This is a genomic window from Collinsella aerofaciens, from assembly GCF_041537385.1.
In the GTDB taxonomy this organism is placed as follows: Bacteria; Actinomycetota; Coriobacteriia; order Coriobacteriales; family Coriobacteriaceae; genus Collinsella; species Collinsella aerofaciens_BV.
In genome coordinates this window covers 750,040-763,909 of record NZ_JBGORS010000001.1, presented here as the reverse complement: position 1 = coordinate 763,909, position 13,870 = coordinate 750,040, and the positions used below count along the sequence as shown (strand labels likewise).

The 13,870-nt window shown below is 58.0% G+C and carries 9 protein-coding genes and 1 rRNA gene; 6 read left to right on the top strand and 4 right to left on the bottom strand.

Annotated elements, in window-relative coordinates:
- Positions 1 to 77: 77 nt before the first annotated feature.
- The 4 genes from rrf to uvrB all read left to right on the top strand — a co-directional run bounded on the left by rrf (position 78) and on the right by uvrB (position 3,895).
- Positions 78 to 193: ribosomal RNA gene (gene rrf / locus ACEG18_RS03460) — 5S ribosomal RNA — on the top strand.
- Positions 194 to 387: 194 nt separating this feature from the next.
- On the top strand, positions 388 to 1,029 hold the full coding sequence (gene coaE, locus ACEG18_RS03455) for a dephospho-CoA kinase (protein WP_118388234.1): 642 nt from the start codon (positions 388 to 390) through the stop codon (positions 1,027 to 1,029).
- Complete coding sequence (locus ACEG18_RS03450) at positions 1,022 to 1,603, top strand: lytic transglycosylase domain-containing protein (protein ID WP_372541236.1); 582 nt, start codon at positions 1,022 to 1,024, stop codon at positions 1,601 to 1,603. Before coaE ends, ACEG18_RS03450 begins: the two co-directional genes overlap by 8 nt.
- 51 nt (positions 1,604 to 1,654) lie before the next feature.
- Positions 1,655 to 3,895 (top strand): excinuclease ABC subunit UvrB, encoded by a 2,241-nt coding sequence (gene uvrB / locus ACEG18_RS03445; RefSeq protein ID WP_372541235.1) that lies wholly within the window; start codon positions 1,655 to 1,657, stop codon positions 3,893 to 3,895.
- 64 nt (positions 3,896 to 3,959) lie between these two features.
- Here uvrB and ACEG18_RS03440 read toward each other — a convergent pair whose 3' ends face one another.
- The 4 genes from ACEG18_RS03440 to ACEG18_RS03425 all read right to left on the bottom strand — a co-directional run bounded on the left by ACEG18_RS03440 (position 3,960) and on the right by ACEG18_RS03425 (position 10,081).
- On the bottom strand, positions 3,960 to 5,600 hold the full coding sequence (locus ACEG18_RS03440; RefSeq protein WP_372541234.1) for an NAD(P)/FAD-dependent oxidoreductase: 1,641 nt from the start codon (positions 5,598 to 5,600) through the stop codon (positions 3,960 to 3,962).
- An 80-nt stretch (positions 5,601 to 5,680) separates the two neighbouring features.
- Positions 5,681 to 6,952 (bottom strand): NAD(P)/FAD-dependent oxidoreductase, encoded by a 1,272-nt coding sequence (locus ACEG18_RS03435; protein ID WP_372541233.1) that lies wholly within the window; start codon positions 6,950 to 6,952, stop codon positions 5,681 to 5,683.
- A complete protein-coding gene (locus tag ACEG18_RS03430; protein ID WP_022094864.1) occupies positions 6,953 to 7,783 on the bottom strand; it encodes an Mrp/NBP35 family ATP-binding protein in 831 nt (276 codons plus the stop codon).
- 144 nt (positions 7,784 to 7,927) lie between these two features.
- Entirely contained in the window at positions 7,928 to 10,081 is a 2,154-nt protein-coding gene (locus tag ACEG18_RS03425) for an LTA synthase family protein (RefSeq protein ID WP_372541232.1), read from the bottom strand.
- 193 nt (positions 10,082 to 10,274) lie between these two features.
- On the opposite strand from ACEG18_RS03425, the gene uvrA reads away from it, so the two are divergent.
- Both uvrA and ybaK read left to right on the top strand, forming a co-directional pair.
- The gene (gene uvrA / locus ACEG18_RS03420) at positions 10,275 to 13,154 is read left to right on the top strand and encodes an excinuclease ABC subunit UvrA (RefSeq protein WP_372541231.1); all 2,880 of its coding nucleotides are present in this window, start codon (positions 10,275 to 10,277) and stop codon (positions 13,152 to 13,154) included.
- A 132-nt stretch (positions 13,155 to 13,286) separates the two neighbouring features.
- A complete protein-coding gene (ybaK, locus tag ACEG18_RS03415) occupies positions 13,287 to 13,787 on the top strand; it encodes a Cys-tRNA(Pro) deacylase (protein WP_117746693.1) in 501 nt (166 codons plus the stop codon).
- Positions 13,788 to 13,870 lie beyond the last annotated feature (83 nt).

The window sequence follows — 13,870 nt, the reverse complement described above, 5'->3', positions numbered from 1 at the left end:
ACTCCCCTATGCGCCATGCGGCCCCCAGGGCACGTAGATGAGACCCAGGACACCGTAACGGTGGGCGCCGCCCACCGGTCAGCGGCCAGAGCATGGGGGGCACGCCCGGTCCCGTTCCGAACCCGGAAGCTAAGCCCCATCGCGCCGAGAGTACTGCGGGGCCAGCCCGTGGGAGGCCAGGGCGCCGCTGACCGGTGGACGGCACCGAGCCGTACGCTTGACTTGAAGAAGGGGGAGGCCTCGCGGCCTCCCCCTTTTTTGCGTTTTATAAAGAGCTGTAATACAAGAACTCGCCTTCTTTTATCTTGTCTTACTGTTTGGCTGTATTTTGAGTCCTTCTTTTGTATTTGCGCGATAATAACTCCCATTGGCGTTAGGGAGGACTTGATGTTTACCGTTTTTGTCTTGGGCAATATTGCTTCGGGTAAGTCGACTGCCTGCCGTTATCTCGAATCTCATGGCGCCATGCTTATCGATCTGGACGAGCTTGCCAAATCGCTGTATGTGCCAGGCTCCGATATCGTCAATGCCCTCGCGGAAGAATTTGGCTGGGATATTTTGGATGAGGAGGGCGGCATTCGCCGCAGCATCCTCGCTTCTCGAGCTTTCGCTTCTCCTGATTCGGTCGCACGGCTCAATGACCTTGTGCACCCCGTTCTCATTGAACAGCTTTCGCTTAGGATTCTCGATCCGGTTTGTTGTACGGTTTCGTCCCCCCGTTATCCCTTTGCGGTTGTCGAGGTTTCTGCCCCGACTGGTTTTGAGGATGCTTTTGGCCTGGCTGATGAAATTCTGGTTATCAGTGCTCCTTTGGCAGTTCGTCGCGAGCGTGCCATTCATCGTGGTATGGAGTCCTCTGATTTTGATGCTCGCTCTGCATGCCAACCTGATGAGGCTTCGCTTTGCAATCTCGCTACGACGGTAATCGATAATGCGGGAGGCGATAATTCGCTCTTTGAACAACTGGACGCATGGCTTGTGCGCCATGGCTTCGGGGATGTAACGGATAAGGAGGAGGCCGATGCCTAAGACACGTTTCTTTACGTGGTATCGCGTTGCGCCACTTGCCGTTGCGCTCGTCTTCGGCTTTATTTCGCTCGTCTACTCGTATGCTCCTGCCGCCTTCTTTAAGCCTTTGTATCCAATTGACTACGAGGCGTATGTAAAGCAATCGAGCATTTCGCACAATCTTGATCCATATCTGGTGTGTGCTGTCATAAAGTCGGAATCGAATTGGGATCCCGAGGCTGAGTCGAATCAAGGCGCTCGGGGATTGATGCAGCTGATGCCCGAGACTGCCCAGGATATGATTGCCAAGGGTCTTGTCGATGGTAGCGAGTATTCCGCCGACAACCTTAACGATCCCGCTACGAACATCGAGTTTGGCTGTGCGTATCTTTCGTATCTTCTAACGTATTTTAACGGGTCAACTGACAGCGCCATTGCCGCCTATAACGCCGGCATGGGCAATGTCGACGGATGGGCGCAGCAGAGCACGTCGCTTCATAATGCAATCACCTTTCCCGAGACGCAGGCGTATCTGATTCGTGTCAATAATGCCTGGGTTCGCTACAAGACCCTCTATCCCGATCGGTTCGTATAGGACTATGCCTGCCGCCTGCGTATACTGCAGATATATGAGTTAGGAGTATCCATGGCGGAATTTGAAGTTGAGCGTGTTGGAGGAGAGCTCAAACGTTTTGGCGTTGAGGGCTCTGAGGTGCCGTTTGAGGTCGTGTCTCCATACGAGCCCGCTGGTTCCCAGCCTAAGGCCATTGAGTCGCTTGTGCAGGGTGTGAGGGACGGAGATCGCTATCAGGTTTTGCTGGGCGTGACTGGTTCGGGCAAGACCTTCACGATGGCTAAGACTATTGAGGCCCTGGGGAAGCCGACGCTGGTCATGGCTCCCAATAAAACGCTCGCCGCTCAGCTTGCGAGCGAGCTCAAAGAGTTCTTTCCCAACAACGCTGTGGTCTACTTTGTCTCGTACTACGACTACTATCAGCCCGAGGCGTATGTGCCGCAAAGCGATACATATATCGAGAAAGACTCCTCGATTAACGAAGAGGTCGAGATGCTGCGCCATCAGGCGACCGCGTCACTGCTCTCTCGACGCGATGTGATCGTTGTCGCATCGGTCTCGTGTATCTATGGCATTGGCTCTCCTGAGGACTATGCGGGTCTGGCTCCAAACGTCGACAAGAAGGTGCCGCTCGAGCGCGATGACTTTATCCATGCACTTATCGACATTCAATATGATCGCAATGACTATGACCTGGCGCGCGGCACGTTCCGCGTGCGCGGCGATGTTGTCGACGTGTATCCGCCTTATGCCGAGCATCCGTTGCGGTTTGAGTTCTTTGGCGACGAGGTCGAGCTGATTGCCGAGATCGATGAGGTTACCGGTGAGATGCTTCGTGAGTACGAGGCCATCCCCGTATGGCCGGCATCGCACTACGTGACCGAGAAGCCGAAGGTCAAGGCGGCTCTGAAATCAATCAGTGAAGAGTGCGAGAAGCGTGTGGCCGAGCTCAAGGCGACCGACAAGTTGCTCGAGGCGCAGCGTCTGCAGCAGCGCACCGATTATGATCTTGAGATGCTCGAGACGATGGGTTTTTGCAACGGCATCGAGAACTACTCGCGTCATCTGGACGGTCGCAAGCCGGGTGAGCCGCCGTTTACCCTAATCGATTACTTTCCCAAGGATATGCTCTGCATCATCGATGAGAGCCATGTGACGGTGCCGCAGATTCGCGGCATGCACGAAGGTGACCGCTCGCGTAAGGTGACGCTGGTGGAGCATGGTTTTCGCCTTCCATCGGCACTCGATAACCGCCCGCTTCGTTTCGATGAGTTTGAGGCAAGGATACCCCAGTTTATCTATGTTTCGGCCACACCGGGCGACTACGAGCTGCGGGTGAGCCAAAACGACGTTGAGCAGATTATTCGTCCAACCGGTCTGCTCGACCCCAAGATCGATGTGCGTCCGGTTCGTGGGCAGATTGACGATCTTGAGGACGAGATTCGCGAGCGCGTTGCCCGCAAGGAGCGCGTGCTGGTGACCACGCTCACCAAGCGCATGGCCGAGGACCTGACCGACCATCTGCTTGATGCCGGCATTAAGGTCAATTACATGCACTCCGATACAGCGACGATGGACCGTGTCGAGATCCTGCGAACGCTGCGCGAGGGCAAGATCGATGTTCTCGTTGGCATCAACCTACTTCGCGAGGGCCTAGACCTTCCCGAGGTCTCACTGGTGGCAATTCTCGATGCCGATAAGGAAGGCTTCTTGCGTAACCGCCGTTCGCTGATTCAGACGATTGGCCGCGCGGCCCGTAACGCCGATGGCGAAGTCATCATGTATGCGGACGTTGTGACCGATTCGATGAAAGAGGCCATCGAGGAGACGCAGCGCCGTCGCGAGATTCAGATGGCATATAACGAAGAGCATGGCATTGTGCCCAAGACGGTGCGCAAGGCCATCAACGACATCTCAAGTTTTATTGCCGAGGCCGAAAAAACCGTGGGTTCCAAGGGGCGCTCGAAGGGCGACTCTCTTGGACATGGCGCATTCTATACGCCCGATGAGTCGGGCGAGGGTGGCGTGCCGGAAACGGTGGCGCCCGAGCAGACACTTGCGGAGCAGTTGGAAGAACTGCCGCATGACGAGCTTGTGCGGATCGTCGAAACCATGGAAGAGGATATGCGTAACGCTTCTGCCGCCATGGACTTTGAGGAGGCGGCGCGCCTGCGCGATGCCGTCGTTCAGATTCGGGCGATGCTCGAGGGTGCGTCTGAGGACGAGACGATTGAGCGCTTACGTTCGCAGGCCCGCAAGGGTTCCACGTTCGCATCGGGCAGAAGACGCCAGGGTGCACGGTTTAAGAAATAGTGAACAGGCCCCGAGTTCCCTGTGGAGCTTGGGCCTGTGTCTTTTGCGCGCTGGAATTCGTGCGTTAGAGGTCTGCGATCAGGGCTTCGGCACAACGGATGCCGTCGGTGGCCGCGCTCATGATGCCGCCGGCATATCCAGCTCCCTCACCACAAGGATAGAGGCCCGGGGTCGACACGGCATGGCACGTTCGGTCTCGGGTGACAGTGACCGGTGAGCTCGAACGAGTCTCCACGCCGGTAAGAACGGCGTCGGGGCGGTCGTAGCCGCGTAGCTTTTTTCCGAGTAGGGGAAGTCCCAGGCGGAGCGACTCGACGATATGCTGCGGCAGGGCTTCGTCAATTGCCGTCCAGGTCACACCGAGCGGATAGGTGGGCTTTACCTTTCCGGGCGCCTTGCTGGCACGTCCTGCGAGGAAATCTCCGACGAGCTGTGCCGGTGCGTTCCAGTTGGAACCGCCCAGGCGATAGGCGGCCGCCTCGCAGGCACGCTGGAGCTCGATGCCGGCGAGTGGGTCATCGTTGGGAAGGTCCTCGGGTGTGACGTTAACGAGCAGGGCGGCATTTGCGTTGCGTCCGCCGCGGGCATTGAGACTGGCGCCGTTGACGCACAGGTGGCCCTGCTCGGAAGAGGCGGCAACAACCTGTCCGCCGGGGCACATACAAAACGAGAACACGCTGCGACCGTTGGAAAGATGGGCAACAAGTTTGTAGGGGGCTGCTCCGAGGGCAGGGTGTCCCGCCGAGGCTCCATATTGGGCTCGGTCGATGTCGCGCTGCGGATGCTCGATGCGAACGCCCATGGCAAAGGTCTTTTGTGCGAGGGCCACGTTGTGGTCCTTAAGGAGCTTAAAAATATCGCGAGCAGAATGCCCGCAGGCGAGGATGAGGTGCTTTGTCTCGATTGGCTCGTAAGCGGCGTCTTGGGACGATTGGACATCAATACCGGTGATGGCGCCAGACGCGTCGATGCGAATGTCGACAAGCTTCGTTCGATAACGGACGACACCTCCGAGCTGCTCGATGCGCTGGGATATAGCGGTGACAACCGTGGGAAGGATGTCGGAGCCAATGTGCGGCTTGGCATCCCACAGAATATCGCGGGGCGCACCCGCCTCGACGAAGGTTTCGAGGATAAGGCGATGGGCGGGATTTTTGGTTCCCGTATTGAGCTTGCCGTCCGAGAAAGTCCCCGCGCCGCCCAGGCCAAACTGGATATTGCTCTCGGGGTCGAGGATGCGCTCCTTTAGAAAGAGGTCGATCGCCCGCGAGCGGCGAAATGCCGGGTCGCCGCGCTCGATGAGCAAGGGCTTAAGACCTGCTTCGGCGAGCGTAAGCGCAGCGAAAAGGCCGGCGCATCCGGCGCCGACAACGACAGGGCGTTCTTGAGGTGCGTCGGAGGCGGGGGAGGGGAATGAAGGCTCATCGTCTTCTATCGCGCGTACGCGCGAGCGGTCACGCTCGGCAACGCTGTCGACCGCTTCTCGCTCGAGGTGGGGACTAGTCAGCTCAACACGAAAGCTCAGGATAAAATGGACGTCTCGTTTTTTGCGAGCGTCGATTGACTTGCGGTGGAGCTCGATGGACTTGATCTCGGAGTCCTTGCAACGTAGGACGCGCTTGGCGACTCGCTTGCCAACAATGAGACAGGCATTTTCATCGCCGGCTTCATCGAGCGACGCGTTGACTTGAGTGATTTCAATCATCGAGGTCTCCTTAGAGGCAAGAAAGAGGCCGTCCGGTATCCCAGACGGCCCGAATGCGTTTTTGATTATAGACTGCGCGGCTACAGGCTGCTTGCAGCGCGAATGCCCGAGATCCAGGCCCACGCAAGGTTAAAGCCTCCGCAATCGGCGTCGATGTCGAGCGCTTCACCGCAGACGTAAAGCGGGGCGTCGACAACGCTGCGCGCGCGTAGGCTGGGTGTTGAGATGCTCTCGACAGATATGCCACCACGCGTGACCTGTGCTGAGCGCTCCTCGGCTGTTCCCTCGACGAGCAACTTAAAGTGTTTGAGGATCGAGACCAGGTGGATGACATCGTTGGAGTCTGGATGGCACTGCTCGAACGCTGTGCAGACGACGCGGGAGAGTTGCGGGGCGAGCATGCCGTCGAGCCAACGGGGATCGCGGGGCGAAAAGCCGCCGAGCAGCTCAACGCGCCGGTTGAGCATATCGAGCAACTCGTCTTTGGAGAGGTCGGGGAAAACGTCGAGCAGGATCGTATCGCCGTGCTGGATACGACGAGAGAGGTTGAAGACAGCGACGCCCGAGATACCGAAGGTTCGAAACAGCACTTCACCGTCTTCGTGCCAGAGCTCATTATGATTGTGGGTGAGCGTCAAGCGGGCACGGACGCGCAGGCCATCCAACGTCTTGAGTGCCGCCCGATCGCCAACGACCGTTGCCGATACGGGGCAGAGGATGGGGCGCAGCGAAGTGAGGGGGAGGCGAAACGTATCGGCGATACCGGTGGGGTTGCCGCCCGTAGCGATAATTACGGCATGTGCCTGCAGGGCCTCGTTCTTGCGAGGGACATCGGCGAGCGCTTTCCGAAGCGAGCGGAGCTCCGATTTTCGGTCATCGTGCTTTTTTGCCTTGAGCGGCCGCGCTGGACGGTCTATTTGGAGTGCCCAGCCTTCGGAAGCTTTGTGCGCCGAGGCAACGTTGGCTCCGCAGATTAAGGCGATACCTAGGCGGTCGCAAACGCTGAGAAGCGCGTCGCGCACCGATTCGGCGCGAAGGGAGCGCGGGTACAGCCGGCCTTCCTCGGAGGTTGTCATGATACCCAGCGAGGAGAAGAACCCCATAAGCTCTTGTTCGGGCTGGGGGCCCATGACGGATTCGACGAATGCGGGGTGGTTATACCGCTGAGGATCAATCGATTCGTTGGAGAGGTTGCAGCGGCCGTTACCGGTCGCAAGAAGCTTGAGGCCGCAGGCGACATCGCGCTCAACGATGCAGACGCTTTTGCCAGCGCGTGCGGCCGTAATGGCGGCGGCGAGGCCTGAAGCCCCGCCGCCGATTACCAGGACGTCATAGAAGGCGCTCGTGTTCACTTAGGCCTCGTCGGTCTCGTGCGGGGTAATAGCCTCGACGGCAGAGACTGCCTTGGGCAACATGCCATCGGGCAGCGCGGTCTCGACCTCGCCCTTATCGCAGGCCTCGGCGAGTGCCGGATTAATGGGAAGCTGCCCCAAGATGTCGAGGTTATAGCGCTCTGCGACCTCGGGGAGCTTGCTCTTGCCAAAGACCTCGATCTTCTTGCCGCAGTCGGGGCACTCAATATAGCTCATGTTCTCGACAATGCCCAGAATGGGGACGTTCATCTTCTCGGCCATGTTGACCGCCTTGGCGACGATCATCGAGACCAGATCCTGCGGGCTCGTGACGATGACGATGCCATCGACCGGCAGCGACTGGAAGACGGTGAGCGCGACGTCGCCTGTTCCCGGAGGCATGTCGACCAGTAGGTAGTCGATGGGGCCCCACGAGGTCTCGCTCCAGAACTGCCTAATGGCGCCTGCGATGACCGGACCGCGCCAAAGGACGGGGTCGGTCTCGTTTTGGAGCAGCAGGTTGGAGCTCATGACCTTGACGCCGTGCTCGGAGATTTCGGGCAGCATAAGGTTGCCAAGGGCATGGACGTGGCGTCCACTCATACCGAACATCTTGGGGATAGAGGGACCGGTGATGTCGGCATCGAGGACGCCGACCTTGTGGCCGTGACGGGCAAGCTCGGTGGCGATGGCACCGGTGACAAATGACTTGCCGACACCGCCCTTGCCGGAAAGCACGGCGATGACGCGCTTGACCTCGGACAGCGTGTTCTCCTCAAATTGCGACGGCGACGTTTGTCCGCCGGCGGCCTGTGCGTGTTCGCAACCCATGTATGACTCCTTTGTATATGCTGGGGCCGGGGCCCGCGATATGACACGAGCGTCATTGTACCCTCGTTTGCGAGCGGGAGTCATTTGCGATGCGTTTGGGCCGAGCGTGCTTGCAATACGATGGGCCCAAGCGAATGGGCGGGCTTACTGAACTTTGCTGGCGAACTCGAGGTATTGCATGCGCTGCAGCTTGTCGATCGTCGAGGCATAGGGGCTGTCTTCCGATTCCAAGTCGTAGCGCAGCCCGTCGGCACCGAGATAGCCGGCGACATTGATGGTGGGCACATCTGACCTTGTCGCAAGCAGGGCCTTTTGGTAATTGGTGAGCGGGGCGCCGATCTTATTAAGGCTAATGGCTGCAATCTCGTTTGCCCCGACGGTGTCGTAGACGTTGAGCTCGGTATTGCCGGCGATCTCATAGTTAGCCCAGACGAGATATGTCGACTGATAGATACGGAAAGCGTGGCTTGCCGTATCTTCCTGAGGGTACAGCTCGTCGTTGAGAGTCGTTGCGGCGCTCGGCTGATGGTCGCCAAAAAAGACAAGAACAACCGGTCTGCCGATGTTGCGGAGCTCGTTGATAAAGTACTCGAGGTCCCGGTCGGATGCGTTGATGCAGGTGAGATAGGTGTTGAGCGCGCTGTTGGCGCCCTCGCTGGCTCCCTCGACCCAATAGTTTGTCAGCTCTTCGGCGGGAACGGTGCCATAGTCGTAGCCGCCGTGATTTTGCATCGTGACGTCAAAGATGAACTGCGGCGCTTCGTCGGTTCTAAGCAGGTCGAGTATCTTGTCGTAGGTGGCGTAGTCGCATACGCCGGCATGGTAATAGGGCGCACCTTCGAAATCGCCGATTGAAAGAAAGTCTCCAAAGCCAAGCTGCTGATAGATTTTATCTCGATGGTAATTGACGGGATTTTGCGGGTGCATAGCGGTAGTGGTATAACCAAGCTCTTTAAGGTCCTTTGCCAGGCTGTTGACGCCATTCATCTGATACAGCTGATAGGGAATTTTGCCTAATCCGACAAAGGCCGTTGTCGCTCCGGTCAAAAATTCGAATTCGGAGTTCGCCGTTCCGCCACCGGCGACCGAAGCGAGCATGGTGCCGCGAACAAGTGTGTCGGGAAGCGAGTTGTAGAATGCGGGGCCGGTGTACCCGGCCGCCTGGAGCTGCTCAAAGCACGAAAGGTCGCTAAAACTCTCGTTCATGACGGCAACAATCGTCGGCTTGATTTCATTGAACTGGGCAACGGCCGCCGCGCGCTGTTCGCTCGAGCCATATGTGCTGTCGTAGACGGCGGCGAGCTCCTGCTCGATGCTCTGCGCCTCATCGGGCGTATAGTCTTCGGGCTTCTCAATGGGCAACTCGTTGACCATTTCGGTGAACGAAGTGATAAAACCCTGAGACGCATACGTGGTGATGGGCTGCCAACGGTCAAATCCAAAATTCAGCGCCTGCTCCAAGTCGATGCTGGAGAAGCCTGAAAGCCCCACAACGGTCACAAGCAGAAAAGCACAGAGGTTAGCGGCGATAGCGGGGAAGACATGGGTGGGCGTACGGAGCTTTCGCGGTCGGATGAGCGAAAGAAGCCCCAGGGAAATCTCCAGCAGGGCGAGAGAGGTTACGATTCCGGCGGTAAAGGTAAACTCGTATCCCTCGCTCACTTCCATTGCGGTGCCAAGGGCCAAGATATCGCTTGGCAGGATGGCTTCGCCTTTAAACGTTATGACGAAGTGCTCGGCAATGCCAAGGATGCAACAGACGACGGGCACGAGGGCCATGACGCCTCCATGACGCTGTCCCAGCAAACAAAGGGAGAGCAGAACCGTCGCGAGCAGCCCGACGGAAAACCCGAATGAGTTGGCGGGAATGCGATAGAACGTTTCGTTGCAGGCAATTTCGAGTGAAACGAACGAGAGCGCTGAAACAGCGGCGATGACAAGGATGTCACGGCAAATACAGGCAACCGTTCCCGTCGCAAGGTCGGTTTGGTCGATAAGTCCCGAAACCAAGGGCTCGACAAGAAGCATGACGGCGGCAGCACCGAGCGCCGAATAAGAAAGGACCCATAGGGAACTGCCCTCATTTACGAGCAATTGATTCGTAACCCATGCAGCTACCACGCCGAGCGGGATGAGGAGCGTCGCGCACCAAAAGACGCGGGCAATGGGTGGCTTTTCGTTGCGTTTGATTGAAAAATACACGCGCACGACGACGGCGGCTACGATAAGGACGGCGATGAATATGGGCAGATTGGCCATGTCGCTCGAAGTGATTTCAAGGGGGATATCTTCGGTCATGGACGTTCCTCTGGTACAGCAAATTAAGTTCAGTATTAGATTACTGTAACCTTTCCACGGCATTTCGAGAAACAAAGCGCCCGATACGCAAAGCTAAAGGTCTGCGAATCTTGTATTACGAACATCTGTGCGCGTCGAGTGCGCTAAACTCATCGGCAGTATGGTTCGATGCAATAGGAGGCAAGGAGCTTCCATGTCTGATTCTTCTATCGTTATTCGCGGCGCTCGTGAGCACAACCTCCGTGATATCGATGTTTCCATTCCGCGTGACCAACTCGTGGTCATTACCGGTCTTTCTGGCTCGGGCAAGAGTTCGCTGGCATTCGACACTATCTATGCCGAGGGCCAGCGTCGATACGTCGAGAGCCTTTCGAGTTATGCGCGCCAGTTCTTGGGCCAGATGGACAAACCCGACTTGGATTCAATCGACGGCCTTTCGCCGGCTGTCTCAATTGATCAAAAGACGACATCCAAGAACCCGCGCTCGACGGTTGGCACCGTAACCGAGATTTATGACTATCTGCGCCTGCTGTTCGCCCGTGTGGGCACCCCGCACTGTCCCGAATGCGGCCGTGTCATTGAGCGTCAGACGACCGATCAGGTTGCCGACAAGGTCTTGGCGGCGGGGGAGGGCCGCCGCGCGTTTGTGCTGGCACCGGTGGTACGCGGGCGAAAAGGCGAGTACACTAAACTGTTTGAGGACCTTCGCGCCGAGGGCTTTAGCCGCGTGCGTGTCGACGGTGAAGTGCGCTCGCTCGACGATCCGATCGATCTGGACAAGAAGTTCAAGCACGATATCGAGGTCGTGGTCGATCGCATCGTGATTCGCGAGAACTCGCTGGGCCGTATCGCCGAGTCCGTTGAACAGGCGACCGCGCTGGCGCACGGCAATGTGAACGTATACTTGCTGCCCGACCGCGACGCTCCCGAGGGGACCGAAGGCGAGTTGCTGGAGTATTCGCTGGCGTTAGCGTGCCCGGAGCATGGACACTCCATCGATGACCTGCAGCCGCGCGATTTCTCGTTCAACGCGCCCTATGGCGCGTGCCCCGAGTGCGATGGCCTGGGTTTTAAGAAGACGGTCGATGCCGAGGCCCTAATCGAAGACCCCTCGAAGTCGATCGCCGACGGGGTCTTTGGCAGCCTGTTTGGCAACTCTAACTACTATCCGCAGATTTTCGCTGCGGTTTGTAAGCACTTCAAGGTGAGCGTCGATACGCCGTGGGAGGATCTGCCTCTGCGGGTGCGTCGCGCGTTTTTAGACGGCATGGGCGACCAGAAGATTTCGGTCGACTATCAAAAGCTCGATGGGCGCCGCAGCCAGTGGGACACCAAGTTCTCGGGCGTGCGCAATATCCTGTACGAGCGCTATACCGAGACGACGAATGAGAACACCAAGGCGCGCTTGGAGAAGTACATCCGCGAGGAGCCGTGCTCGAGTTGCCATGGTGCTCGTCTGCGCCCCGAGATGCTCGCCGTTACCGTAGGCGGTAAGTCCATTTACGAGGTCTGCTGCCTATCGTGCCGCGAGTCGCTCGAGTTTTTTGAGGGCTTGGAGCTTACCGAGCGCCAACAATTTATCGGCGGGCGCATCGTTAAGGAAATCCTGGAGCGCCTGCGCTTTCTGGTCGATGTCGGACTCGACTATCTGACCCTCGACCGTGCCTCGGCGACGCTTTCCGGAGGCGAGGCCCAGCGCATTCGCCTGGCAACGCAGATCGGCGCCGGCCTCATGGGTGTGCTGTATATTTTGGACGAGCCGTCGATCGGCCTCCATCAGCGCGATAACGAGCGCCTGATCAAGACGCTTGAGCGCCTACGCGATATCGGCAATACCGTCATCGTCGTCGAGCATGATGAGGATACGATTCGTGCTGCCGACTATGTGATCGACATGGGCCCCGGTGCGGGCGTGAACGGCGGACACGTGGTCGCCGCGGGAACGCCTGCCGATATCATGGCGTGCCCCGATTCGATGACGGGTGCCTACCTGACCGGCAAGCGAATGATTCGGGTTCCCGATGAACGCCGCAAGCCCGGTCGCGGCTGCCTTAAGATCACGGGCGCTCGAGCCAACAATCTCAAAAACGTTACCGCCAAGATCGAGTTTGGTACGCTTACGGTTGTTACCGGCGTGTCGGGATCGGGCAAGAGCTCCCTGGTTACCGACACCATCGCGCCTGCCCTTACGAATGCCATTCACCGTTCGACGCGTCCTGTGGGCCCGTACAAAAAGCTCGAGGGCATCGAGTGCATCGATAAGGTTATCGATATCGACCAGTCGCCGATTGGCCGCACGCCGCGTTCCAACCCTGCTACGTACATTGGCCTGTGGGATGATCTTCGCGCGCTGTTTGCGAGTACGCCGGAGTCGAAGGCGCGCGGCTACTCGCCGGGACGTTTCTCCTTTAACGTGAGCGGCGGTCGCTGCGAAGCATGCAAGGGCGACGGACAAATTAAGATCGAGATGCACTTCCTTCCCGATATCTATGTCCCCTGTGAGGTCTGCGGCGGCAAACGCTATAACCGCGAGACGCTTGAGGTCACCTACCGTGGTAAGACCATCTCTGACGTGCTCGACATGAGCGTCACCGAGGCGCTGGCCTTCTTTGGGAATATCCCGCAGATTAAGCGCAAGCTCCAGACGCTGTACGATGTAGGCTTGGGCTACGTGAGCCTGGGCCAGCCCGCCACGACGCTCTCGGGCGGCGAGGCGCAGCGTGTGAAGCTCGCCAAGGAACTTCATCGACGCCAGACGGGCAAGACGTTCTATATTTTGGACGAGCCGACGACCGGCCTTCATTTTGAGGACGTCCGCCAGCTGCTCGATGTGCTGCAGCGCTTGGTCGATGCGGGCAACACGGTGCTGGTGATTGAACACAACCTTGATGTCATCAAGGTTGCCGACCGCCTGATCGATATGGGCCCCGAGGGCGGTAACGGCGGCGGAACCGTCGTGGTTTCGGGCACACCGGAGCAGGTTGCGGACTGTCCGCAGAGTTATACGGGCAAGTTTTTGGCGCCGTTGCTCAGGCGTGACCGGGAGCGTCAGGCTCAACTTGATGCTCAATAAATAGGCGATTCAGTTTATGGGCGCCATCGACTCCTTGTGATTCGATGGCGCTTGCTGTGTCGAAGTGACGTATGCAGCCGAATTGGACATATACTTAATCCTTGCGTCCGAATGCGAGGGAAAGGATATGCCATGGCAAAGGCTGTAAAGACGCCAAAAACCAATGCGATGCGCGAGCTGGAAAGCGCCGGCATTTCCTATGTTCTACATACGTACGAAGACGATGGTGATGAGTCGGCGGGCCTGGGGGTCGCGATTTCGGAGCAGCTTGGCGAGGAGCCCGGTCAAGGATTTAAGACCTTGGTCTGCGTGACGCCGTCCAACGACCACGTCGTGTGCTGCATCCCTGTTGCCGACGAGCTCGATCTAAAGTCCGCCGCGCGTGCCGCGGGGGAGAAGTCCTTGGCCATGATGCATGTGAAGGATTTGCTTGCGGCGACTGGCTACGTTCGCGGCGGCTGCAGTCCGGTCGGTATGAAAAAACGCTACCGGACGCTCATTGATGAGACATGTGTCCTTTGGGATACCATTTTTATTTCGGGAGGCAAGCGTGGTTATCAGCTCGAGCTTGCACCCGATGATTTAATTGCATTTTGCGGGGCGACGGTTGCCGCGATTACGAGAGAGGACTGAGCGATGCCGCAGGAAGAATTGAAGCGCGGAGCTCATTTTGCAAAAGAATCTGCGCCTCAGACACCCTCATCCGAAGCTTCTTC